This window comes from Corynebacterium sp. LK28, assembly GCF_014335105.1.
Taxonomy (GTDB): domain Bacteria; phylum Actinomycetota; class Actinomycetes; order Mycobacteriales; family Mycobacteriaceae; genus Corynebacterium; species Corynebacterium macclintockiae.
On sequence record NZ_PDGZ01000014.1, the window covers coordinates 124,658 to 148,739 of the forward strand.

Below are 24,082 nucleotides of genomic sequence, written 5' to 3' on the forward strand. Positions count from 1 at the left end.
AGCTGAAAGCTAGAGAGCTTAATACGAGGAAGGACTTATAGGAACGTGCTGCGCACACACCTTGCGGGCGAACTGCGCCCAGAAAATATCGGCGATGAAGTGACCCTAACCGGATGGGTTGGTCGCCGACGCGACCACGGTGGCGTCATTTTCATCGATCTGCGCGACCGCACCGGCGTGGCACAGGTCGTCTTCCGTGAGTCCGAGGTAGCCGAGCGCGCACACGACCTGCGCAGCGAGTACTGCCTCAAGGTCACCGGTGTGGTGGAGGCTCGCCCGGAGGGGTCGGAGAACCCGAACCTGGCTTCCGGCGGCATCGAGGTTAACGTCTCCGAGCTCGAGGTTTTGAACGAGGCTGCGGCGCTGCCGTTCCAGATCGACGATCCCTCCTCCTCCGGCGAGGTGGGCGAGGAGACTCGTCTGAAGTACCGCTACCTGGACTTGCGCCGCAAGCCCCAGGGCGATGCGCTGCGCCTGCGCTCTCGCGTGAACCAGGCCGCCCGCGGTGTGTTGGCCAACCACGACTTCACGGAGATCGAGACCCCGACGCTGACGCGCTCCACCCCGGAGGGTGCTCGCGACTTCCTGGTGCCGGCGCGTCTGCGCCCGGGCACCTTCTACGCCCTGCCGCAGTCCCCGCAGCTGTTCAAGCAGCTGCTGATGGTGGCTGGCATGGAGCGCTACTACCAGATCGCCCGCTGCTACCGCGACGAGGACTTCCGCGCTGACCGCCAGCCGGAGTTCACTCAGCTGGACGTCGAGATGTCGTTCGTCGACCAGGAAGACGTGATCTCCCTGGCCGAGGAAATCCTGGTGGCTATCTGGAAGGAGATCGGCTACGAGATCTCCACCCCAATCCCGCGCATGACTTACGCCGATGCGATGAAGTACTACGGCTCCGACAAGCCGGATCTGCGCTTCGACATCCAGATCACCGAGTGCACCGAGTTCTTCAAGGACACCACGTTCCGCGTGTTCCAGAACGAGTACGTCGGTGCCGTTGTGATGGAAGGCGGCGCCGATCAGCCCCGTCGTCAGCTGGATGCGTGGCAGGAATGGGCTAAGCAACGCGGCGCTAAGGGCCTGGCCTACATCCTGGTGGGCGAAGACGGCGAGCTGTCGGGCCCGGTGGCCAAGAACATCACCGCCGAAGAGCGCGCAGGCATCGCCGAGCACGTCGGCGCGAAGCCGGGCGACTGCATCTTCTTCGCCGCGGGCGAGACCAAGCCGTCCCGTGCCCTGCTGGGTGCTGCCCGCGGCGAGATCGCTAACAAGCTGGGTCTGATCAAGGAAGGCGACTGGGCCTTCACCTGGGTCGTGGACGCCCCTCTGTTCGAACCGGCTGCAGACGCAACCGCCTCCGGCGACGTGGCCCTGGGCAACTCCGCTTGGACCGCCGTGCACCATGCCTTTACCTCCCCGAAGCCGGAATACCTGGACAACTTCGACGAAAACCCGGGCGAGGCCCTGGCCTACGCCTACGACATCGTGTGTAACGGCAACGAGATTGGTGGCGGTTCTATCCGTATCCACCAGCCCGACGTCCAGGAGCGCGTGTTCAAGGTCATGGGAATCAGCGAGGAGGAAGCTCGCGAGAAGTTCGGCTTCCTGCTGGACGCCTTCGCCTTCGGCGCCCCGCCGCACGGCGGTATCGCTTTCGGCTGGGATCGCATCGTCTCCCTGCTGGGCGGCTTCGATTCCATCCGCGATGTCATCGCATTCCCGAAGTCCGGCGGTGGTGTTGATCCGCTGACCGACGCCCCGGGTGAGATTTCCGCGGCACAGCGCAAGGAATCCGGCATTGATTTCAAGCCGAAGAAGGATATGAAGGCCTAGCCCTGCAAGGCTTAGCCCTGCCTGCTAGCAACCCACACGAGGAAATAGGCGAAGAGAAGTGCAATCAGTCGAGTCCACCGTCGAAGCGGCCACAGCTCTACTAGTGGCTCGCTTTGGAGGTTCCCCTGAACTCAGCGATCCGGAGGACCTGGGTGGCAGTGGTTCCTCGATGGTTCTGCGGTGCCGACTTTCCGCTGACCCGTTCCTGCAGGAGCGCACGGTCGTTATCAAGCAGCTGCCGCCGCAGAAGGTCGGCGAGCCCGTGGCAGCTAAGGCCACCGATGGTGGGGAGGACTTCGGTCCGGACGCACTAGGCATGCTGCGCGAGGTTGTGGCCTACCAGTACACCAACACCCTGGCCGAGTCCGTGCGCCCCGGCCCGGTGCTGTTGGCTTACGACATTAACCAGCGCCTGCTGGTGTTGTCGGACGCGGGTGATGGCACCAGCTTCACCGACGTGCTGACGCTGCAGGATTCGAAAGCGCGCACGGGCGCACTGCGCAAGCTGGGGCGTTCCCTGGGCAAGATGCACGCCGCGACCTTCGGCGGCGCCGATTCCTACACCACGCTGATGCGCCGGCAGTGCCAGCGCCATCACATCAGCCCCGAGGCGATCCAGGAATCCGATATCAATGTCGGCGAGCTCATCGAATCGGGCGTGGAACTGATGACCACCAACGGCCTGACCATCGATCCAGTGGTGCAGCGCTACGCCATGGAGGCCGCGGAGCGCCAGACTAAGTCCGAGTACCAGGTCTTTACCCCGTTCGACCTTGCGCCGGACAACGTGATGCTCACGACCAATGTCGTGTTGCTGGACTACGAATGGGCGGGCTTCCGCGATGCTGCTTTCGACGTCGCGTGCGTGGTCGCGGGCTTCCCGCAGGACAACTCCACCCCGAGCTTGGACGAGCCCGAGACCACGGAGTTCCTGGCCGCCTGGCGCGCGGAGGCGCAACACATCTGGCCGGTGCTCTCGGACGACGAGGTGTTCCACGATTGGGTCATGTCCGCCCTTATCGGCTGGGCTTTCCTGTCGCTGATCATGATGTACTACGGCCGGCTGTCCGTCGCCGAGCACTCCTCCTTCGTCTTCGGCGAGGATCCCGATAACCAGGAAGTCTCGCGCTCTCTTCGCCATATGTCGGAGGAGCAGCTGGAGGATCTGGCCACGACCGTAGAGGCGATCCAGCGTTTCTCCCGCCGCCGCGATTCCAGCAACTTCGAGGCCGTCGGCGCCTTCGCAGGGGTACTGCTGAAGGTTCTGGCACAGCTGGGCGCGTTCCCGCACGAGCGCGCCGACTAACGAGGCGAGGTCCGAGCCCGTGGATGATCTTTTTTCGCAGCCGGACAAGGGCGCCAGCACCGAGCCCTCGGCCGCCGAGGCCTACTTCCACCCTGGCACCCACGCGCCCTTGGCGGTGCGCATGCGCCCCCGCAACCTGGACGAGGTAGTGGGCCAGGACAAGGTGTTGGGTCCCGGTTCACCGCTGCGCCGGCTGATCGAGGGGCAGGGCGATACCTCCGTCATCCTCTATGGCCCTCCCGGCACGGGCAAGACCACCATCGCCAGCCTGATCTCCCAGGCCTCCGGTCGCCGTTTCGAGGCCTTAAGCGCCCTGAACTCCGGTGTCAAAGAAGTCCGCGCCATCATCGAACAGTCCCGGAAGCGTCTGCTCCTCGGCGAGCACACCGTGCTGTTTATCGACGAGGTCCACCGATTCTCTAAAACCCAGCAGGATGCTCTCCTCGCCGCCGTCGAGAATCGGACGGTGCTGCTTGTCGCCGCTACCACCGAAAACCCGTCGTTCTCCGTGGTCTCGCCGCTGTTGTCGCGGTCGCTGTTGGTGCAACTGTCTTCTCTTAGTGACGCCGACATCCGCACCGTGCTCCAGCGCGCGCTCGACGACGAGCGCGGGTACGCCGGTCGTTTGCGCGTGACTTCCGAGGCCATGGATCAGCTTGTTGCCCTGGCCGCCGGGGATGCCCGCCGCAGTTTGACATACCTGGAGGCCGCCGCCGAGGGAGTCGAGCTGGATGGGGAAGACGGTGTGGGGGAGCTGGTGGCGTCCCAAGTAAAGAAGTCCTTGAACAAGGCCGTGGTGCGCTACGATCGCGACGGCGATCAGCACTATGACATCACCAGTGCCTTTATTAAGTCCATCCGCGGCTCGGATCCGGATGCCGCGCTGCACTACCTGGCGCGCATGCTGGAAGGCGGCGAGGATCCGCGTTTTATCGCTCGTAGGCTCGTGATTCACGCCAGCGAGGACATCGGCATGGCCGACCCGCAGGCGCTGCAGGTGGCGGTGGCCGCCTATCACGCCGTGAGCTTCATCGGCATGCCGGAAGCGCGGCTTAACCTGGCACAGGCGACGATTCACTTGGCCACTGCGCCGAAGTCCAACGGCGTGATCGCAGCTATCAACGCGGCGATCGGCGATGTGCGGGCGGGCAAGGGTGGTGCCGTGCCAGCCCACCTGCGCGACGGGCACTACCAAGGCGCAAAAGCACTGGGTAACGCGGTGGGCTACGTCTATCCCCACGACGATCCGAAGGGCGTGGTGCCGCAGCAGTACCTGCCCGAGGACCTGCGCGATGCGGTCTATTACCGACCGACGAACCACGGGCACGAAAAGACCATCGGCGCGCGCTTGAGTAGCTTGAGGGCTATCGTTCGCTCCTTCCTTACCCGGGGGTAGAATAAACGCATTCCGTACACTGTCGACACAAATTGACGAGGTAAAGCCAACGTGCAAACGCATGAGATTCGCCAGCGCTTCATTGAGCACTTCACCAAGGCCGGGCACACCGAGGTGCCAAGCGCTTCGCTGATCCTGGACGATCCGAACCTTCTGTTCGTCAACGCAGGCATGGTTCCGTTCAAGCCTTACTTCCTGGGCCAGCAGAACCCGCCGTTCGAAAGCGGCACGGCTACCTCCATCCAGAAGTGCGTGCGCACCCTGGATATCGACGAAGTTGGCATTACCACCCGCCACAACACGTTCTTCCAGATGGCGGGCAACTTCTCCTTCGGCGCCTACTTCAAGGAAGGCGCCATTACGCACGCCTGGACGTTGCTGACTAACCCGGTAGAGGAAGGCGGCCTGGGGCTGGACCCGGAGCGCCTGTGGGTCACCGTCTTTACCGACGACGATGAGGCCGCGGAGATCTGGAACAAGAAGATCGGCGTGCCCGAGCACAAGATTCAGCGCCTGGGCATGGAGGACAACTACTGGTCCATGGGTATTCCCGGCCCGTGTGGTCCGTGCTCGGAGATCTACTACGACCGCGGGCCGGAGCACGGCCAGGAAGGCGGCCCGATCGTCGACGACACGCGCTACATCGAGATCTGGAACCTGGTGTTCATGGAGAACGAGCGTGGAGAGGGCCTGGGCAAGGGCAACTTCGAGATCGTTGGCAAGCTGCCGAAGAAGAACATTGATACCGGCCTGGGTATCGAGCGCGTGGCCTGCATCCTGCAGGACGTCGACAACGTGTACGAGACCGACCTGCTGCGCCCCGTGATCGACGTTGCCCAGGAAGTAACGGGCGCGAAGTACGGCGCGGACAAGGCCAACGACGTGCGCTTCCGCGTGATCGCCGACCATTCGCGCACCGGCCTGATGCTGATGCTCGACGGCGTGACCCCCGGCAACGAAGGCCGCGGCTACATCCTGCGCCGCCTGCTGCGCCGCATCATCCGCTCCGCCCGCCTGCTGGGTGCGACGGGGGAGACGCTGGAGAAGTTCATGGATACCGTGCGGGAGACCATGACGCCTTCCTACCCGGAGATCGCGGACAACTACGAGCGCATCCGTTCCGTTGCTTTGGCGGAGGAGAAGTCCTTCCTGAAGACCCTGGAATCCGGTTCCCAGATGTTCGACAACTGGGTCACCGGCGCCAAGGAGCGCGGCGAGGACACGGTGCCGGGCGACGTTGCATTCTCCCTGCACGATACCCACGGCTTCCCGATCGACCTGACCCAGGAGATGGCTGCCGAGGCCGGCCTGAATGTCGACATCGACGGATTCCACAACCTCATGGCCGAACAAAAGGCCCGTGCAAAGGCCGACAACAACGCCAAGAAGCTGGGTCACGTAGACCAGACGATCTACCGCCCCTTCGTCGATAACCAGCCGACCGTGTTCACCGGCTACGAGAACCTGGCCGACGAGGCCGCCGTTCTGGGCATCATCCGCGACGGCGCGCTGGTGGAGACCGCGACCGAGGGCGCGACCGCCCAGGTGATCCTGGACCGCACCCCGTTCTACGCCGAGGCTGGTGGCCAGATGGCTGATCGTGGCGAGATGACCTCCACCTCCGGTGCCGTGCGCGTCGAGGACGTGCAGAAGGTTGGCAAGAAGGTGTGGGTGCACCACGTGACTGTCAGCGGCGGCGAGCTGGCTGTGGGCCAGAAGATTCAGGCCACCGTGGACAAGGCATGGCGCCACCAGGCCCGCCAGGCGCACTCTGGTACCCACCTGATCCACGCAGCGCTGCGCGAGGTACTGGGACCGACAGCCGTGCAGGCAGGCTCGATGAACAAGCCCGGTTACCTGCGCTTCGACTTCAACTACGGCGAGCAGCTGACCGAGCACCAGCTGGGCCAAATCGAAGAGATCGCCAATGGTGCGGTGGACAGTGATTACCAGGTCAACACCATTGAGACCTCCCTGGAAGAGGCCAAGGCCATGGGCGCCATGGCACTGTTCGGCGAGAACTACGGCACCGAGGTGCGCGTGGTGGAAATCGGTGGTCCGTTCTCCATGGAGCTGTGTGGTGGCATCCACGTGGAGCACTCCTCCCAGATCGGCCCGATCTCCGTCCTGGGTGAGTCCTCCGTCGGCTCCGGCGTGCGCCGCATCGAGGCCTATACCGGCATGGATTCCTTCCGTTTCCTCAGCACCGAAAAGTCCCTGGTCGCGGGTCTGGCTTCCAGCCTGAAGACTCCCAGCGAGGAACTACCCGAGCGCATCGATGCCCTCACCGCCAAGCTGAAGGCCGCCGAAAAGCAGATCCAGCAGCTACGCACCCAGCAGCTCGCGGGTCAGGTCGGCCAGCTGGTCGAGAAGGCCGAGACCATCGGCGAGGTCAAGGTTCTGGCCGAGCAGCTGCCCGAAGGCGTGGCCGCTGGTGACCTGCGCACCCTGGCCATGGACGCGAAGAACCGCCTGGGCTCCGAGCCCGCCGTGGTGGTCTTTGCCTCCGTCGACGGCGAAAAGGTCCCCTTCGTCGCCGCGGTCAACGATGCCGCCGTGGACAAGGGAATCAAGGCCGGTGAGCTGGTCAAGACCTTCGGGGACAAGGTCGCTGGTCGCGGTGGAGGTAAGCCGGCCATGGCGCAGGGCTCTGGTTCGGACGCCGCCGGCATCCCCGCCGCCATCGAGGCAGTCAAGGGCGCGCTGCGCGGTTAACCGCCAACAGGGGAGTTGTCACCGATGCAAACCGAGAAGCCGAATCCCGCCACCGACCCCGGAAGGGGGCGGCGGCTGGGCCTGGACGTGGGGACCGTACGCATCGGCGTGGCGATTTCTGACCCGGACTGCATCCTGGCCACCCCGGTGGAGACGATCCAGGCCAGCGCGGACGACGCTGACGTTCAGCGCGTCGTGGAAATCTGCGAAGAGAACTTCGTGGTGGAAATCGTGGTCGGGCTTCCTGTCGCACTGCGCGGAAATCATACTCAGAGCACCGTCAATGCGGAGGAATTTGCCCGCTTAGTTAAAGAGGCACTGCCCGATATTCCTGTGCGCATGGTGGACGAGCGAATGTCTACGATGGCCGCGACACAGGCGTTCCACGCATCTGGCGTCAATAGTAAAAAAGGCCGAAAGAAAATAGACCAGGCGGCCGCAGTACACATCCTGCAGGGGTGGTTAGACACGCGGCGGCGCGCGCTTTCCTAAAATTTATCAATTCGTGAGAAAATGGGCGCTGTATTATCTACACCCGCGTAAAACAACCTGTACGAAAGGCCACCTTTACCTATGGGACCGACCCGTAATATGCAGCCAAAGTTTCGCCGTCGCCGGCAGCTCGCCTTGGCGCTAGGGATCGCTCTGGTTGTACTTTTGGTCGGTACCTGCACTTACGTCTGGTATCAGCGCGACGTGGTGGCCGTGCGCGACTACGCGGGTGAGGGCAACGGCAACATTGTGATGGTGCGCGTCAGCCCGGGTGATTCTGTAGACAGTCTGTCCTCGCAGCTGGTGGAAAAGGGCGTGGTGGGCTCCCGCCGGGCCCTGATGTCCGCCGCAGAGCGGAAGGAACCTGAACTGCAGGCGGGGTACTACCCCCTGCAGGAGGAAATGTCCGCGGACAAGGCTCTGGAATGGCTGTCCAGTGAAGATCGCCGCCGCGGCGTGGTAGACATTCCGAACGGCTTGACCCTTAAAGACGTGAAGGTCGTCGGCGGTGATAACCGCAAGGGTATCTTCACCCTGATTTCAGAACAGACCTGCCAGGACGAGCACAACTGCGTCTCCGTTGAGGAGTTGGAGAAGGCCGCCGGGCAAACCCCGCCGGAAGAACTGAACATTGCCGAGTGGGCGCTGGAGCCGGTGAAGGCTCGCGGCGATGACCCGAAGCGCATCGAAGGTTTGATCTCTCCCGGTGTGCACCTGTTCGACCCGACCAGCAGCGCCAAGGACATCCTGGCCTCGCTGCTGGACACCTCCAAGAGCGAGTACGAGGACACCGGGTTGTTGTCCTCCGCACAGACTGTGGGGCTTAGCCCCTACGACATGCTTGTCGCTGCGTCTCTGGTGGAGCGCGAGGCTCCCGAGGGTGACTTTGACAAGGTTGCCAGGGTGATCCTGAACCGCCTGCACGAAAACCAGAAGCTGGAGTTCGACTCCACCGTCAACTACGACCTGAGCGAAGTCGAGGTCGCCACCACCGACGAAGATCGTAGGCGCCCGACCCCGTGGAACACCTACGCCAAGGAAGGCCTGCCCGAAACGCCGATTTCCTCCCCGGGCCTGCAGGCGATGCATGCGATTGAGAACCCGGCGGACGGCGACTGGCTGTACTTCGTTACGGTGGATCGCAACGGCCGCACGGTGTTCAACCGCGACTTCGATGCCCACGAAAGGGCCATCGAGGAGTCCCGCCGGAACGGCGTGCTGGACTCTAACCGCTAACAGCGGCCACAGTAGGATTTCTCTAGTTTTTCAACCATAGGGGTGTGTGAAAGTATGTCCGCCGCAGGCCAGGTGCTGACGGTAGATGAGTTCCTGGAAAAGTCCGGCCCGCGCTGCGCGGTTCTGGGAAGCCCAATCGAGCACTCGCTGTCGCCGGAGCTGCACACTGCCGGTTACCGTGCCCTCGGGTTGGACATGGACTACTTCCGCGTGGAGGCCGCCGAGTCCCGCGACATCCGCCGTCTTCTCCGCGAATCCGATGCAGACGTCCGTGGTTTCTCCGTGACGATGCCTGGCAAGCAGGCTGCCCTGGAGCTGGCGGACCTGGCGACCAACCGGGCGCAGGAGATCGGCTCTGCCAACACTCTGGTTCCGCAGGGCGATGGTCAGTGGCTGGCGGACAACACTGACGTCGACGGTGTGGCCAGCTGCCTTTCCTACCTGCGTGGCGATGATCCTCTGCAGGACACCAACGCGGTGATCGTCGGCAATGGAGGCACCGCGCGCCCGGCGGTCGCCGCGCTGGCGGCAGCTGGGGTTTCCCAGGTCACGGTGCTGGCGCGTTCCGAGCGAGCCCTGAACCTGCAGGCCGTGGTGGAGACGCTGGGCATGAAATTTTCCTGGTCCCGTTTCGAGGATGCTGACATCGCCCAGACCTGCGCCGATGCGGCCGTGGTTGTGTCGACGATCCCCGCCCACGCTGCCGAGGAACTAGCGCCCGCTCTGTGCTCTGCCGCCGGTATTGTGGACGTGATCTACGACCCTTATCCCACGCCATTGCTGTCCGCCGCACGCGCGCAGGGGGTTCCGCATGCCGATGGGCTGCGCATGCTCGCGGGCCAGGCCGAGGAGCAGTTCCGCCTGTTCACGGGGCATTCCGCCCCGGAAGGGATCATGTTGGATACCGTGCTGCGCGCCAAGGGTCAAGACTAATTTTTCTGCCCTGTGGAAAACTTTTGGCTTTCCACAGGGCTCTCTTTCCGCCGGGGTAGAACCGCACTCGCCGTCCGGTCTACCGGTTACCTTCCGAGGTGTGTTCGTTCATTCGTGGCCTGTGGCCTGTTGCTTATTGCTCCTCTTTCTGCCGTGGGGCGTGGCGCTCTTTGTTCTTGACGCCCACACCTCCCGACTACCCAACGTCCTTACCCTGCCAGCCTTCGCGGTCGCCGCAGCGGTGCCCGCGATGATTCCGGGCGCCAATAGTCTGGCTTTCCTAGGAGGCTTAGGTTGGTGTGCGATTGCGTTTGCGCTTCCCGCCGTGCATCCGCGTCTGCTGGCCGGGGGAGGTGATGCGAAGCTGGCGCTATCGACCGGCACGTTGGCTTCGATCGCTGATCCGCTGGGGGCCTTCGTGGCCATGGCTCTCAGTGGCATACTGCACTGTGTTTTCGTATCGCCCGCCGGGGTCGCCCGGGGTGCAGACCGTATCCGGGGCACACCGCACGGCCCGGCGATGTTGGTGGGCAGTGGGATTGTGGTGGTGGCGTCAATAACCCTCATTGCGCCGTGAGCACCGTTAACGCGGTGTTAGTTAATGGGCACGTCAGTGGGGCTAGGGTCGTGTGTGGCCTGTATTATGCTTCTTATGCTTCGTTGGACTACTGCAGGTGAATCCCACGGCCAGGCGCTCATTTCTTTGATTGAGAACCTCCCGGCCGGTCTGTCGGTTACTCGGGAAGATGTTTCCTATCAGCTCGCTCGGCGCCGGCTGGGCTATGGGCGCGGTGCGCGCATGAAGTTCGAGGCCGACGAGGTCACCTTTGTCGGCGGTGTGCGGCACGGCAAGACGCTGGGCAGCCCTGTTGCAATCATGGTCGGCAACACGGAATGGCCGAAGTGGACCACGATTATGTCCGCCGACCCGATCGATGAGTCCGATCCGGAGGTGGATAAGGAGATGTCCAGTGGCCGTGGTGCGAAGCTCACCCGCCCGCGTCCGGGGCATGCGGACTTCTCCGGCATGGTGAAGTACAACCACGCTGAAGCACGCCCGATCTTGGAGCGTTCCTCCGCCCGCGAAACTGCCGCTCGTGTGGCCGCCGGAACTTTCGCCCGCGCCCTGCTGCGCGAGGTGCTGGGCGTGGAGGTTCTATCCCACGTGATCAGCATCGGCCGTTCAGAGCCGTACACGGGCCCCACCCCCGAGTTTGCGGACCTGGAGGCCATCGATGCTTCTCCGGTGCGCGCATTCGATGCAGCGGCCGAGGAGTCGATGATCGACGAGATCAAGGCGGCCAAGAAGTCCGGCGATACCCTAGGGGGCGTCGTGGAGGTCGTTGTGAAGGGGTTGCCGATCGGCCTGGGCTCTCACGTGTCGGGCGAGGAGCGACTGGACGCACAACTGGCAGCGGCCCTGATGGGAATTCAGGCCATCAAGGGCGTGGAGATCGGCGATGGCTTTGAGGAAGCTCGCCGCCGCGGCTCTGAGGCGCACGATGAGATGGAGGCCGCCGACGATGGTGGCGTCCGTCGGCTGAGCAACCGCGCCGGTGGGCTCGAAGGTGGCATGACCAACGGCGAGGAGCTACGGGTGCGGGCGGCAATGAAGCCCATCAGCACCGTGCCGCGCGCCCTGAAGACCGTGGATATGGCCAATGGCGAAGCGGCCACGGGCATCCACCAGCGCTCCGACGTGTGCGCCGTACCCGCCGCCGGTGTGGTCGCAGAGACCATGGTCGCGCTGGTGCTGGCTCGCGCGGTACTGCAGAAGTTCGGTGGTGATTCTGTGGAAGAAACCAAGCGGAACGTTCAGTCCTACTTGGAGTACGTCAATGACCGGCTGGACTGGTCCGAGGCGCAGGCTGAGGTAGGAGAGAGTCGATGAGTCCCCGCGCGGTGTTGGTTGGGCTTCCCGGCTCTGGCAAGACCACGATCGGCAAGCGCCTGGCTAATGCCCTGAACGTTCAATTGGTCGATACCGACCATCTGCTTGAAGCGAAGCTGGGCAAGACCTGCAGCCAGATCATGGCGGAGCTGGGGGAGCCCGGCTTTAGGGAAAAGGAAGCCGATGTGGTCGCTGAGGCTTTGCACAGCGATGGCATCGTTTCCCTCGGCGGTGGGGCAGTGGTCACCGAGCGCACCCGCCAACTGTTGGCGGACCACACGGTGGTGTACCTGAACGTCTCCATCGACGAGGGAGTGCGCCGCACGTCCCGCTCTAACGCCCGCCCGCTGCTGAACGTCCCCGATCCACGCAGCAAGTACGAGGAGCTTTTCGCCCAGCGCTCCGCGTTCTACGAGGAAGTCTCCAACTTTATGGTGCGTTGCGACGGCAAGGAGCCACGCCGCGTAGTCACGGACATCCTCATGTTCATCGAGGAAATCCGCCTGGAGCGCCTCGACGAACGCGATCAAGTCCAACCGGACCCGGCCTTTCGATAATCTTCCCCGCAACCCCTACCAACGAGGATCCCCGCCCATGAACACCTTTGAACAGCAGCGCATCACCGTGGCCTCCCAGTCGCCCTACGATGTGGTGATCGACCGCGGTACCGACTTCGCAGCGCAGGAGATCCTCAAGGTTGCCGGTGCGACCGCGACCTACCTGATTATCCACCAGCCCGCGCTGTCCGAACGCGCCAAGACCCTGGCAGGACGTCTAACCGAGGCGGGATACGCCGCGCATACGCACGAGATCCAGGATGCCGAATCCGCCAAGACCGCTCACTCTGCCGCCGAGTGCTGGGACGTGTGTGCGGACATCGGCCTGACCCGCGCCGATACGATCATCGGTCTGGGCGGCGGCGCTGCAACGGATCTGGCCGGATTCATCGCCGCCACTTGGATGCGCGGAATCAAGGTCGTGCACTATCCCACCACCTTGCTGGCCATGGTGGACGCTGCCGTGGGCGGCAAGACAGGCATCAACACCCCGGCCGGAAAGAACCTCGTCGGCGCATTCCACGAGCCCAGCGCCGTGATCGTCGACCTGGAGGTTCTGGAAACCCTGCCGCGCGAAGAAATGGTGGCCGGGTCGGCAGAAATCATCAAGGCTGGCTTCATCGCAGACACGAAAATCCTAAACATCTACGAGGCCGACCCCGAAGCGTCACTCGACCCGCGCGGCAGCCTGCCGGAGCTCATCGCCCGCGCCATCCAGGTGAAGGCGGACGTAGTGGCGGTGGATCTGAAGGAGTCCAGCCTGCGCGAGATCCTCAACTACGGCCACACCTATGGTCACGCAGTTGAACATTACGAGGACTACCGCTGGCGCCACGGCCAGGCGGTCGCCGCCGGCATGATCTTCGAGGCGGAGCTGGCCAAGGCAGCTGGGCTGCTGGATGAGGCGGACGTTCGGCGTCACCGCGACATCCTTAGTTCCGTAGGTTTGGCGACCAGCTACAACGGCGCCGAGCTCGACGAGCTTCTGGCTGCGATGGGGCGCGACAAGAAAAACAAGGGCGGCAAGATTCGCTTCGTCGTGCTCGAAGAGATCGGCAAGCCCACCCGCCTGGAAGGCCCCAGCGAAGATCTGCTGCGCGCGGCGTATGCCGCTAGCGTGGAGGCCTAAAGACCCAAAGACTGGAGACAGCGATGAATGCAGAGGAAACCAACGCGCCGAAGGTGTGCGTCATCAACGGGCCGAACCTTAACCGCTTGGGCAAGCGCCAGCCGGAGGTGTACGGCAGCACCACACTGGCCGATGTGGAGGATCTGCTGGCCCGCGAAGCCACCGCGCTGGGCATCGCGGTCGACTTCTTTCAGTCCAATCACGAAGGCGAGCTGCTGGATCGCATCCACCGCGCCGCCGACGAGGGCAACGCGGTGATCATCAACCCGGGTGGATTCACCCACACCTCCGTTGCGTTGCGCGACGCGCTGGCGGAAATCGCTGACGGCGCCGGCTTCGTGGAGGTGCACATTTCCAACGTCCATGCGCGCGAAGAATTCCGCCACCACAGCTACCTCAGCCCCCTGGCCAGCGGCGTGATCGCCGGAATGGGTATCTACGGCTACGTCGCCGCCCTGCGCTATTTCGCCCAATAACTCCCCCCTGCATGGCCCCTGCGTAACGCTACATTTTTAAGGAGAGTTGATGTCTAAAAAATTTTTTGACGCCTACCGCACCCGCCGCGCCAAGGCCACAGGTCTGGTCAAAGACTCAGATCACGCGGGGGTACTGATTAGCGACTTGAAGAACGTCCGTTACCTCACCGGCTTCTCCGGCTCCAACGGGCTGTTAGTCATCCGCGAAGACGGTCAGCACCTGTTGCTGACGGATGGGCGCTACGACACGCAGGTGCGCATCGAGACCGGAGAGCCGGAGGACGTGCGCATCGAGATCGGCCGTAAGCTGTTCGACCGCGCGGCCGAGTTTGCCAAGGAGGTGGGGGAGTCCTTCGCAGTTGAGCCCAGCCTCGACTACGGCCAGGCCCAGGCACTGGGCAACCCGCCGGTGCTGGGATCCGTGGTCGAAGGGCTGCGCCTGGTGAAGGACGAGCTGGAAGTTGCGGCGCTGGCCGAGGCCGGCGAGCTAGCCGATAGCGTGTGGCGCTCCTTCATCGAGGACGGCGGCATTCGCGAAGGCATCACCGAGATCCAGGCAGCGGCGGAGCTGGAGTTCCAGCTGCGCACCGCAGGCGCGGACGGCCTGAGCTTCGACACGATCCTGGCCAGCGGCGTGAACGCTGCAAAGCCCCACGCAGGGGTATCGCGGGAGAAGATCGTGCCGGGGCTGGTCACTGTGGACTTCGGGGTGTACCTCGATGGATACGCCTCCGATCAGACCCGCACGGTCTGCGTGGGCGAGCCCGACGAGCTGGCCCGCGAGCTCTACGACGTGGTGTACCGTTCGCAGAAGGCAGGCGAGGCCATTCTGGCCCCGGGTGTAGAGCTGCGAAACGTGGATGCCGCCTGCCGCGACGTGATCGCCGAGGCCGGTTACGGGGAGTTCTTTGTACACTCCACCGGGCACGGCGTGGGTCTCGACGTGCATGAGGCCCCGCGGGCGGCGGCGGGCGTCAATCCCGAAGAAAAGCTGGTGGAAGGCATGACCGTGACGGTCGAACCCGGCATTTACATTCCCGGCAAGACGGGCCTGCGCATTGAGAACACGTACGTGATCACCGCCGACGGGGCTAAGAGCTTCAATGCCTCGCCGACGGAACTCATCGTCGTTTAGGCGTGGGCAGCTGCTAGACTGTAGCAGCAAAAATTTTTTTTGAACCCTATATCCCAATACAAGGAGACCATTCGTGGCAACCACCGCTGACTTCAAGAACGGCCTTGTCCTCAAGGTTGACGGCAAGCTGCAGCAGATCGTCGAATTCCAGCACGTAAAGCCGGGCAAGGGCCCCGCATTCGTGCGCACGAAGCTCAAGGATGTCGTCTCCGGCAAGACTGTTGACAAGACCTGGAACGCAGGTGTCAAGGTGGAGACCGCTACTGTCGACCGTCGCGACATGACCTACCTGTACAACGACGGCACCAGCTTCGTTCTGATGGACGAGAAGACCTACGACCAGGTCGAGCTGGCCCCGCACCTGATGGGCGATGGCGCCAAGTTCCTGCTGGAGAACACCAGCGTGCAGGTTTCCTTCCACGAGGGCGAGCCGCTGTTCGCCGAGCTGCCCGTCGCCGTCGAACTGAAGGTTGAGCAGACCGATCCGGGCCTGCAGGGTGACCGCTCCACCGGTGGTACCAAGCCCGCAACCCTGGAGACCGGCGCAGAGATCCAGGTTCCGCTGTTCATCGAGACCGGCAACGTACTAAAGGTCGATACCCGTACCGGCGAGTACCTGTCCCGCGTCAGCAACTAATCCAGCGAACGTTTTTCACCCCATGACTGAAGAACACACAGCTGATAAGAGCGCCTTCAAGCGCCACGGTGCGCGCTACAAGGCGCGCCGCCGTGCCGTTGACATCCTCTTCGAGGCCGAGTTCCGCGACATCGACCCGGTCGAGATCGTCGAGGAACGCATCACCCTGGCTAAGGACGCAGCCAACCAGGTCAAGCCCGTGCCGGAGTACACCCAGCAGATCGTGCCCGGCGTGGCGACGAACCTAGATGCGCTGGACGAGGCCATCGCGCTGCACCTGTCCAGCGAGTGGCGTCTGGATCGTCTCCCTGCCGTCGACCGTGCGGTGCTGCGCGTAGCGGCCTGGGAGCTGAAGTTCAACGACGATGTGGATGCCAAGGTAGCCGTCGTCGAAGGCGTTGAACTGGCCAGCGAATACTCGCACGACAAGGCGCCCAACTACATCCATGCGGTGTTGGACGGCATCAACAAGGATCTGCAGATACAGGCCGACCTACAGCTGGCGGATGCGGCGGCTGCACAACGTGCGGCGGCCGCTGGCGCTGCAGGAGCTGCAGGCGCTGCAGGCGCTAGCGAAACACCAGGCCAGGACGATCTGGACGAGCTTCTCGGCGGAGTCATTAACGAGTCCAACGAAGCGTGATAAACTGCCAGTCGGACAATGTAGACATCCTTTAACGGACCGCACAGAGAGGCGGGAAAGGAGGTCACGATGAACCCGACGGCTGGGGAAGCTGGCGTCACCCTACTCGACGCAGATCAAGTTTCCCGTACTGTCGCGCGCATCGCGCACCAGATTATTGAAAAGACCGCGCTGGACGGACAGAACTCCCGGCGCGTAGTTCTACTCGGCATTCCATCGGGGGGAGTGCCACTCGCGGCGCGTCTCGCCGAGAAGATCCAGCATTTTACGGGGGTGGAGGTCTTCCAGGGCTCGCTGGATATCACGTTGCACCGTGATGATCTGCGCACCACGACCCACCGCGCCCTCAAACCCACCAAGGTTCCCGCAGAAGGAATCGACGGCACCACCGTTGTGCTGGTAGACGATGTCCTCTATAGCGGGCGTTCCATCCGCGCGGCTCTGGACGCGCTGACCGACATTGGTCGCCCGGATTCCGTGCAGGTGGCGGTTCTGATCGACCGTGGCCACCGCAAGCTGCCGATCCGCGCGGACTACGTGGGCAAGAACATCCCCACCGCAGCGGACGAGGAAGTGACGGTGAAGCTCGTCGAATTGGATGACGTGGACAACGTGGTTCTGTACCGCCACGCGGCCACCGGGGAAGGGAACAAGTAACCCATGAAGCACCTCATTAGCATTGCTGACCTCAGCAAGTCGGAGATTCTGGGGCTGATGGACGAGGCCGACCGCTTCGCCGAGGCTTTAGAGGGGCGCGAGATGAAGAAGCTGCCCACGCTGCGCGGTCGCACCGTCTTCACCATGTTCTATGAGAACTCTACCCGCACGCGATCCTCCTTCGAGACCGCGGGTAAGTGGATGAGCGCCGACGTCATCAACATCTCCGCCTCCAGCTCTTCGGTCAAGAAGGGCGAATCCCTCCGCGATACTGCCCTGACCCTGAAGTCGGTCGGCGCGGACGCGATCATCATGCGCCACCCGTCCTCCGGCGCAGCGCGTCAGGTCGCGGGGTGGCTGGGCGATACGGCCGTCATCAACGCTGGTGACGGTTCGAACCAGCACCCCACCCAGGCTCTTTTGGACGCCACCACGATGCGCAACCGCATTGGGGACATTAGCGGCAAGAAGGTCGTTATTGTCGGCGATATCCTGCATTCCCGCGTGGCGCGTTCGAACGCCCAACTGCTCACGACTCTGGGAGCGGAAGTGGTGTTTGTGGCGCCTCCGACGCTGGTGCCTTTGGGCATCGAGCACTGGGGCAACTGCTCTGGAAACAGCGCTGGCAATGGCGGGGGCAAGGACAGCGTGCGGGTCAGCTACGACTTCGACAGCGAGATCGCAGACGCGGATGTCGTGATGATGCTGCGCGTGCAGGCCGAGCGTATGAACGGCGGCTTCTTCCCCTCGCACCGCGAATACGCCACCCGCTATGGCCTGTCTAAGGCTCGCGCAGAGCGGATGAAGGAGGGTGCGATCATCATGCACCCAGGCCCGATGCTGCGGGGTATGGAGATCAATTACGACGTGGCAGACGCACCGCAGACCGTGGTTCTGAACCAGGTCACCGCAGGCGTGCACGTGCGCATGGCGGTGCTGTTTACCCTGCTGGTTGGGGAAGAGGGTTAGAGGCGCACGATGGCCACAATCCCCACAAAGGCACAGACAAACTCCAAAACGAGCGACAAAGGGACTTCCACCATGACTTCCGATTACCCGGCCACCGGCGAGCTGGCCAGCCACCCCACCGGCGCCGATAATGCAGTTCTGCTGCGTGGCGTGCTGATCTACGGCGAGGGCGACAAGCAGGACGTGCTGGTGCAGGACGGCGTGATTGCAGAGATAGGCAGCGACCTGTCGGCCAAGGCACCGGAAGGAGCAGAGGTGCTGGATCTGGACGGCCAGGTGCTGCTGCCGGGTCTGGTGGATATGCACGTACACCTGCGCGAACCGGGGCGGGAGGATACCGAGACCATCGCCACCGGATCCGCCGCGGCCGCCCAGGGTGGGTTCACGGCGGTGTTCACCATGGCGAACACCGCACCGGTCACCGACAACCCCGCTATTGCCGAGATGGTTTGGTACAAGGGGCAGAACACCAACCTGTGCGATGTGCACCCGGTCGGTTCTATCTCCAAGGGTTTGGAGGGTAAAGAGCTCACGGAGTTCGGCATGATGGCCGATTCCGATGCGAGGGTGCGCATGTTCTCCGACGACGGCAAGTGCGTCGACGATCCGCGCCTCATGCGCCGCGCAATCGAATACTCCAAGGGTATGGACGTACTGCTGGCCCAGCACTGCGAGGAGCCACGCCTGACGATCGGCGCCGTAGCACACGAGGGCGAGACCGCCGCTCGCCTCGGTCTGGGTGGCTGGCCGCGCGTCGCCGAGGAATCCATCGTCGCCCGAGACGCGATCATGGCCCGCGACTACGGCGGCCGACTGCACATCTGCCACGCCTCTACAGAGGGCACCGTTGACCTGCTGCGCTGGGCAAAGGCACAGGATATTCCGCTGACTGCGGAGGTCACCCCGCACCACCTGATGCTCACCGACGAACGGCTGGAAACCTACGACGGCGTGAACCGCGTGAACCCGCCGCTGCGCGAACAGCGCGACGTGGAGGCGCTGCGCGCCGCCCTGATCGACGGCACGGTCGACTGCGTGGCCACCGACCACGCTCCGCATGGTTCCGAGGACAAGTGCTGCGAGTTCGACCAGGCGCGCCCCGGCATGCTGGGCATCGAGACTTCGCTAGCGCTGATCGCCAAGATCTTCGTCATCGACGGCGATCAGGACTGGCGCTTCGTGGCCAAGGTCATGTCCGAGCGTCCCGCCGAGATCACCAAGCTGCCCGGTCATGGCCGCCCGATCGCGGTCGGGGAGCCTGCGAACCTGTGTGCCGTGGATGTGAACCAGTCCTGGGTGGCTCGCGGCCAGGACATGGCTTCCAAGGCCAACAACACCCCATACGAGGGCATGGATATGCCGGTCAAGGTCAGCACCACGCTGTTGCGCGGCAAGGTGACCTGTAGGAACGGCTCATCAGTGTAGAAAGAACCCACGAGTGGGCGTCACTAAGAAGAACCGAACACAACAGTCCAACAGTTAAGGAAAGAGACACAATGAGCTACACCCCAGCAGCACTGGTTCTGGCCGACGGGAAGATCTTCCGCGGCAGGGCATTCGGCGCGACGGGTCGCACCCTCGGCGAGGCCGTGTTCACGACGGCCATGACCGGCTACCAGGAGACCATGACGGACCCCTCGTACCACCGCCAGATTGTCGTGGCGACCGCCCCGCACATCGGCAACACGGGCTGGAACGACGAGGATTCCGAATCCCGTGGCGACAACATCTGGGTGGCCGGGTTGGTTATCCGCGACCTGTCCCGCTCCGTGAGCAACTGGCGGGCCAAGCGCAGCCTGCCGGAGGAGATGATTGCCCAGGACATCATCGGTATCCAGGGTGTGGATACCCGCGCGATTGTCCGCCACCTGCGCGACAAGGGCTCGGTTGCTGCAGGCATCTTTAGTGGTGACGCCCTAAGCTCCGACGACGACATGATCAGCCAGGTTCAGGCTCAACCGTCGATGGCCGGCGCGGACCTGTCTGGCGACGTCAGCACCGACGAGCTTTACATCGTGGAAGCAGACGGCGAGCGCAAGCACACCATCATCGCCTACGACATGGGCATCAAGACCAACACCCCTCGCGAGTTCGCCAAGCGCGGCGTGCGCAGCGTGGTGGTTCCGTCGACCACCAGTTTCGAAGAGGTACAGCAGCTGATGGGAGAGTACGACGCGACCGGCGTGTTCATCTCCAACGGCCCGGGCGACCCCGCGACGGCCGACGCGACGGTTGAGGAGCTGAAGAAGATCCTGGGAGCCAAGATCCCGTTCTTCGGCATCTGCTTCGGCAACCAGCTGCTGGGGCGTGCGCTGGGGATGGAAACCTACAAGCTCAAGTTCGGCCACCGCGGCACCAACGTACCGGTGCTGGATCACCAGACCGGCAAGATCGACATCACGGCGCAGAACCACGGCTTCGCCCTGAAGGGCAAGCCACTGGAGAAGTTCGATACCCCGTTCGGCGAAGCGCAGGTGACCCACACTTGCCTCAACGACGATGTGGTCGAGGGCGTGGCACTGGTGGACGGCAGCGCGTTCTCCGTCCAATACCACCCGGAATCCGCAGCTGGTCCACACGACGCGAACCCACTGTTCGATAAGTTCCTGGAGAACTTGGAAAAGAACAGCTAGCAGCCAACAGCCAACACAGATCTTTAACGAAGAAGATTCAGCAACAGGGATAGTAGGGAAAACACCAATGCCACGTCGCGAAGACATTAACCACGTACTCGTCATCGGCTCCGGCCCGATCGTTATCGGCCAGGCCTGTGAGTTCGATTACTCCGGCACCCAGGCCTGCCGCGTGTTGAAGGAAGAGGGGCTGCGCGTCACCCTGATCAACTCGAACCCGGCGACGATCATGACCGACCCGGAGTTCGCCGATCACACCTACATTGAGCCGATCTCCCCGAAGTACATCGAGAAGATCTTCCAGGAAGAGCAGGAGGCCGGCCACAAGGTCGACGCTGTCTTGGCGACCCTCGGTGGCCAGACTGCACTGAACGCCGCGATCCAGCTGGATCGCCTGGGTATTCTGGATAAGTACGGCGTTGAGCTGATCGGCGCAGACATCGAAGCGATTGAGCGCGGCGAGGATCGCCAGAAGTTCAAGGACATCGTTGCGAAGATCGGCGGCGATTCCGCCCGTTCGCGCGTGTGCCACAACATGGAGGAGGTCCACGAGACCGTTGCAGAGCTGGGCCTGCCGGTCGTCGTTCGCCCATCGTTCACCATGGGTGGCCTGGGATCGGGTCTGGCCTTTAACGAAAAGGATCTGGAGCGCATCGCCGGTGGTGGTCTGGCGGCGTCGCCCGAGGCCAACGTGTTGATCGAGGAGTCCATCCTCGGCTGGAAGGAGTTCGAGCTGGAGCTCATGCGCGACGGCAAGGACAACGTAGTGGTCGTCTGCTCCATCGAAAACGTGGACGCCCTCGGCGTGCACACCGGCGACTCCATGACCGTTGCCCCCAGCATGACGCTGACCGACCGGGAGTTCCAGGTGATGCGCGACCAGGGCATCGCCATCCTGCGTGAGGTCGGCGTGGACACCGGCGGCTGCAACATCCAGTTCGCCGTGAACCCGAAGGACGGGCGCATCATCACCATTGAGATGAACCCGCGCGTGTCCCGTTCTTCCGCACTGGCTTCCAAGGCCACCGGCTTCCCGATCGCAAAGCTGGCCGCGAAGCTGGCCATCGGTTACACCCTGGACGAGGTTCACAACGACATCACCGAGGTCACCCCGGCTGCCTTCGAGCCGACCCTCGACTACGTTATCGTCAAGGCTCCGCGCTTCGCCTTTGAGAAGTTCCCCGGCGCCGACGACACACTGACCACCACTATGAAGTCCGTGGGCGAGGCCATGGCCATCGGCCGCAACTACATCACCGGCCTGAACAAGGTCATGCGTTCTCTGGAGACCAAGCAGGCGGGCTTCTGGACAATCCCGGACGAGGCTTTCGCCGGCGAGCGTGCCACCGACAAGCAGGCCGTCCTGGAGGATCTGAAGCGCCCGACCGAGGGGCGCATGTACGACGTGGAGCTCGCTTTGCGCCTGGGCGCCACCGTCGAGGAGGTCTACGCTGCCTCCGGCATCGACCCCTGGTTCCTGCACGAGCTCGCCGGTCTGGTCGAGTTCCGCCATCGCCTTATCGACGCCCCAGTTTTGGACGTCGGCCTTCTCCGCGAAGCGAAGTACATGGGTCTGTCGGATAAGCAGATTGCAGCACTGCGCCCGGAGCTGGCAGGGGAGGACGGCGTTCGCGCCCTCCGTTGGGCACAGGGTATCCGCCCGGTGTTTAAGACCGTCGATACCTGCGCCGCCGAGTTCGAGGCGAAGACCCCGTACCACTACAGCTCCTATGAGCTGGACCCGGCCGCCGAGTCCGAGGTTGCACCGCAGCCGGACAAGAAGAAGGTTCTGATCCTGGGCTCCGGCCCGAACCGCATCGGCCAGGGCATCGAGTTCGACTACTCCTGTGTGCATGCAGCCCTGGAGCTGTCCCGTGTGGGCTACGAGACCGTGATGATCAACTGCAACCCAGAGACGGTCTCCACCGACTACGACACGGCCGACCGCCTGTACTTCGAGCCGCTGACCTTCGAGGACGTCATGGAGGTCTACCACGCCGAGGCCGAGTCCGGCGAGATCGCTGGCGTAATCGTGCAGCTGGGTGGCCAGACGCCACTGGGCTTGGCACAGCGCCTGGCAGACGCTGGCGTGCCGGTCGTGGGTACCTCCCCGGAGGCCATCAACCTGGCCGAAGACCGTGGCGAGTTCGGCAAGGTTTTGGAAAAGGCTGCCCTGCCTGCGCCGGAGTTCGGCACCGCCACTAGCGTTGAGGAGGCCCACGATGTGGCAGCCCGCATTGGCTTCCCGGTACTGGTCCGCCCTTCCTACGTTCTGGGTGGTCGAGGTATGGAAATCGTTTACGACGACGAAAGCCTGACCGACTACATCCAGCGCGCGACCGAGATCACCGACGACCACCCGGTATTGGTTGACCGCTTCCTGGATTCCGCCATCGAGATCGACGTCGACGCGCTGTGCGATGGCGAGAGCGTGTACCTGGCGGGCGTGATGGAGCACATCGAGGAGGCCGGCATCCACTCCGGTGACTCCGCTTGCGCCATCCCGCCGATGACGCTGGGCTCCGAGGACATCGAGAAGGTGCGCAAGGCAACGGCAGCACTGGCCCACGGTATTGGTGTAAAGGGTCTGATGAACGTCCAGTTCGCTCTGAAGGACGACATCCTGTACGTCATCGAGGCCAACCCCCGCGCCTCCCGTACCGTTCCCTTCGTATCCAAGGCCACGGGCGTGCAGCTGTCCAAGGCAGCGGCCCGGATCATGCTGGGCACGAAGATCTCCGACCTGATCGAGGAAGGCGTGCTGCCGCACGACCGCGACGGTGGATCCCTGCCGCAGGGCCACCCGATCGCCGTGAAGGAAGCCGTGATGCCTTTCAACCGCTTCCGCAGCCCGGAAGGCCACGTGCTGGATTCCCTGCTGAGCCCAGAGATGAAGTCCACCGGCGAGGTCATGGGCCTGGACGACGACTTCGGTACCGCCTTCGCCAAGTCCCAGGAGGCCACCGGCGACCTGCCGACCGAGGGCACCGTCTTTGTCTCTGTGGCGAACCGCGACAAGCGGACCTTGATCCTGCCGATCCAGCGACTGTACTCCCTGGGCTTCAAGATCCTGGCCACCCAAGGCACCGCAGCCATGCTGCGTCGCAACGGCGTGGAGTGTGAGGTTGTGGCGAAGATCTCCGACGAGCGTCGCGCTGCCGCTGACAACACCCCGCTGGTCGATACCGATGGCAACCCGCTGCGCACCGTTGGCGATTGGATCAAGGACGGCGACGTTGACCTGATTCTGAACACGCCAGCCGGCTCCGCCGGGGCGCGTCACGATGGCTACGACATCCGCTCTGCCGCCGTCAACATGGGCGTGCCGTGCGTCACCACAGTTCAGGGAGCCGTTGCCGCGGTGCAGGGCATCGAGGCGCTGCAGGGCGCAGAGCCCACCGTGCGCCCGATCCAGGAGGTTGATCACTCGTGACCGCAAGT

The 24,082-nt window shown here is 63.5% G+C and carries 20 protein-coding genes; all 20 read left to right on the plus strand.

Features of this window, described 5'->3' with window-relative positions:
* Nucleotides 1–45: 45 nt before the first annotated feature.
* The 20 genes from aspS (at nucleotide 46) to carB (ending at nucleotide 24,074) form a co-directional block, all read left to right on the plus strand.
* Nucleotides 46–1,836, plus strand: a complete 1,791-nt coding sequence (gene aspS, locus CRD15_RS08720) for an aspartate--tRNA ligase (RefSeq protein WP_034994048.1) — start codon at nucleotides 46–48, stop codon at nucleotides 1,834–1,836.
* Nucleotides 1,837–1,894: 58 nt separating this feature from the next.
* The gene (locus CRD15_RS08725; protein ID WP_034974472.1) at nucleotides 1,895–3,142 is read left to right on the plus strand and encodes a phosphotransferase; all 1,248 of its coding nucleotides are present in this window, start codon (nucleotides 1,895–1,897) and stop codon (nucleotides 3,140–3,142) included.
* A gap of 19 nt (nucleotides 3,143–3,161) precedes the next feature.
* Nucleotides 3,162–4,538, plus strand: coding sequence for a replication-associated recombination protein A (locus CRD15_RS08730; protein ID WP_034994046.1), 1,377 nt, complete (start codon nucleotides 3,162–3,164; stop codon nucleotides 4,536–4,538).
* A 51-nt stretch (nucleotides 4,539–4,589) separates the two neighbouring features.
* Nucleotides 4,590–7,253 (plus strand): alanine--tRNA ligase, encoded by a 2,664-nt coding sequence (gene alaS / locus CRD15_RS08735; RefSeq protein WP_034994044.1) that lies wholly within the window; start codon nucleotides 4,590–4,592, stop codon nucleotides 7,251–7,253.
* Nucleotides 7,254–7,277: 24 nt separating this feature from the next.
* Nucleotides 7,278–7,745, plus strand: coding sequence for a Holliday junction resolvase RuvX (ruvX, locus tag CRD15_RS08740; RefSeq protein WP_034968128.1), 468 nt, complete (start codon nucleotides 7,278–7,280; stop codon nucleotides 7,743–7,745).
* A 99-nt stretch (nucleotides 7,746–7,844) separates the two neighbouring features.
* Nucleotides 7,845–8,981 (plus strand): endolytic transglycosylase MltG, encoded by a 1,137-nt coding sequence (mltG, locus tag CRD15_RS08745; protein ID WP_034994042.1) that lies wholly within the window; start codon nucleotides 7,845–7,847, stop codon nucleotides 8,979–8,981.
* A gap of 54 nt (nucleotides 8,982–9,035) precedes the next feature.
* Complete coding sequence (locus CRD15_RS08750; RefSeq protein ID WP_034968125.1) at nucleotides 9,036–9,914, plus strand: shikimate dehydrogenase; 879 nt, start codon at nucleotides 9,036–9,038, stop codon at nucleotides 9,912–9,914.
* Nucleotides 9,915–10,035: 121 nt separating this feature from the next.
* The gene (locus CRD15_RS10155) at nucleotides 10,036–10,491 is read left to right on the plus strand and encodes a prepilin peptidase (RefSeq protein WP_034968122.1); all 456 of its coding nucleotides are present in this window, start codon (nucleotides 10,036–10,038) and stop codon (nucleotides 10,489–10,491) included.
* A gap of 75 nt (nucleotides 10,492–10,566) precedes the next feature.
* Nucleotides 10,567–11,805 carry a chorismate synthase gene (gene aroC / locus CRD15_RS08760; RefSeq protein WP_187402366.1) on the plus strand — a complete coding sequence of 413 codons (1,239 nt, stop codon included), beginning with the start codon at nucleotides 10,567–10,569 and terminating at the stop codon, nucleotides 11,803–11,805.
* Entirely contained in the window at nucleotides 11,802–12,362 is a 561-nt protein-coding gene (locus tag CRD15_RS08765) for a shikimate kinase (RefSeq protein WP_034968113.1), read from the plus strand. The genes aroC and CRD15_RS08765 overlap by 4 nt, the downstream gene beginning before the upstream one ends.
* Before the next feature lie 37 nt (nucleotides 12,363–12,399).
* Nucleotides 12,400–13,491, plus strand: coding sequence for a 3-dehydroquinate synthase (aroB, locus tag CRD15_RS08770; protein WP_034968110.1), 1,092 nt, complete (start codon nucleotides 12,400–12,402; stop codon nucleotides 13,489–13,491).
* A 23-nt stretch (nucleotides 13,492–13,514) separates the two neighbouring features.
* Nucleotides 13,515–13,967, plus strand: a complete 453-nt coding sequence (gene aroQ, locus CRD15_RS08775) for a type II 3-dehydroquinate dehydratase (protein WP_034968106.1) — start codon at nucleotides 13,515–13,517, stop codon at nucleotides 13,965–13,967.
* Between the two features lie 49 nt (nucleotides 13,968–14,016).
* Nucleotides 14,017–15,102, plus strand: a complete 1,086-nt coding sequence (locus CRD15_RS08780) for a Xaa-Pro peptidase family protein (RefSeq protein WP_034968102.1) — start codon at nucleotides 14,017–14,019, stop codon at nucleotides 15,100–15,102.
* A 73-nt stretch (nucleotides 15,103–15,175) separates the two neighbouring features.
* The gene (gene efp, locus CRD15_RS08785; RefSeq protein WP_034968099.1) at nucleotides 15,176–15,739 is read left to right on the plus strand and encodes an elongation factor P; all 564 of its coding nucleotides are present in this window, start codon (nucleotides 15,176–15,178) and stop codon (nucleotides 15,737–15,739) included.
* 22 nt (nucleotides 15,740–15,761) lie between these two features.
* Nucleotides 15,762–16,382 carry a transcription antitermination factor NusB gene (gene nusB, locus CRD15_RS08790; protein WP_034968095.1) on the plus strand — a complete coding sequence of 207 codons (621 nt, stop codon included), beginning with the start codon at nucleotides 15,762–15,764 and terminating at the stop codon, nucleotides 16,380–16,382.
* Nucleotides 16,383–16,451: 69 nt separating this feature from the next.
* On the plus strand, nucleotides 16,452–17,039 hold the full coding sequence (gene pyrR, locus CRD15_RS08795; protein ID WP_034968091.1) for a bifunctional pyr operon transcriptional regulator/uracil phosphoribosyltransferase PyrR: 588 nt from the start codon (nucleotides 16,452–16,454) through the stop codon (nucleotides 17,037–17,039).
* Nucleotides 17,040–17,042: 3 nt separating this feature from the next.
* On the plus strand, nucleotides 17,043–18,008 hold the full coding sequence (locus CRD15_RS08800) for an aspartate carbamoyltransferase catalytic subunit (protein ID WP_034968087.1): 966 nt from the start codon (nucleotides 17,043–17,045) through the stop codon (nucleotides 18,006–18,008).
* 72 nt (nucleotides 18,009–18,080) lie between these two features.
* Complete coding sequence (locus tag CRD15_RS08805) at nucleotides 18,081–19,433, plus strand: dihydroorotase (protein ID WP_187402367.1); 1,353 nt, start codon at nucleotides 18,081–18,083, stop codon at nucleotides 19,431–19,433.
* 71 nt (nucleotides 19,434–19,504) lie between these two features.
* The gene (gene carA / locus CRD15_RS08810) at nucleotides 19,505–20,641 is read left to right on the plus strand and encodes a glutamine-hydrolyzing carbamoyl-phosphate synthase small subunit (protein ID WP_034968078.1); all 1,137 of its coding nucleotides are present in this window, start codon (nucleotides 19,505–19,507) and stop codon (nucleotides 20,639–20,641) included.
* A 67-nt stretch (nucleotides 20,642–20,708) separates the two neighbouring features.
* Complete coding sequence (gene carB / locus CRD15_RS08815; RefSeq protein ID WP_187402368.1) at nucleotides 20,709–24,074, plus strand: carbamoyl-phosphate synthase large subunit; 3,366 nt, start codon at nucleotides 20,709–20,711, stop codon at nucleotides 24,072–24,074.
* The last annotated feature ends 8 nt before the right edge of the window (nucleotides 24,075–24,082 follow it).

Coding starts and splice junctions, on each gene's coding strand:
- aroB (WP_034968110.1), top strand. CDS start 12,400: ATGAACACCTTTGAACAGCAGCGCATCACCGTGGCCTCCCAGTCGCCC.
- CRD15_RS08765 (WP_034968113.1), top strand. CDS start 11,802: ATGAGTCCCCGCGCGGTGTTGGTTGGGCTTCCCGGCTCTGGCAAGACC.
- CRD15_RS08750 (WP_034968125.1), top strand. CDS start 9,036: ATGTCCGCCGCAGGCCAGGTGCTGACGGTAGATGAGTTCCTGGAAAAG.
- pyrR (WP_034968091.1), top strand. CDS start 16,452: ATGAACCCGACGGCTGGGGAAGCTGGCGTCACCCTACTCGACGCAGAT.
- nusB (WP_034968095.1), top strand. CDS start 15,762: ATGACTGAAGAACACACAGCTGATAAGAGCGCCTTCAAGCGCCACGGT.
- aroC (WP_187402366.1), top strand. CDS start 10,567: ATGCTTCGTTGGACTACTGCAGGTGAATCCCACGGCCAGGCGCTCATT.
- carB (WP_187402368.1), top strand. CDS start 20,709: ATGCCACGTCGCGAAGACATTAACCACGTACTCGTCATCGGCTCCGGC.
- mltG (WP_034994042.1), top strand. CDS start 7,845: ATGCAGCCAAAGTTTCGCCGTCGCCGGCAGCTCGCCTTGGCGCTAGGG.
- CRD15_RS08800 (WP_034968087.1), top strand. CDS start 17,043: ATGAAGCACCTCATTAGCATTGCTGACCTCAGCAAGTCGGAGATTCTG.
- carA (WP_034968078.1), top strand. CDS start 19,505: ATGAGCTACACCCCAGCAGCACTGGTTCTGGCCGACGGGAAGATCTTC.
- CRD15_RS08805 (WP_187402367.1), top strand. CDS start 18,081: ATGACTTCCGATTACCCGGCCACCGGCGAGCTGGCCAGCCACCCCACC.
- CRD15_RS08780 (WP_034968102.1), top strand. CDS start 14,017: ATGTCTAAAAAATTTTTTGACGCCTACCGCACCCGCCGCGCCAAGGCC.
- ruvX (WP_034968128.1), top strand. CDS start 7,278: ATGCAAACCGAGAAGCCGAATCCCGCCACCGACCCCGGAAGGGGGCGG.
- aroQ (WP_034968106.1), top strand. CDS start 13,515: ATGAATGCAGAGGAAACCAACGCGCCGAAGGTGTGCGTCATCAACGGG.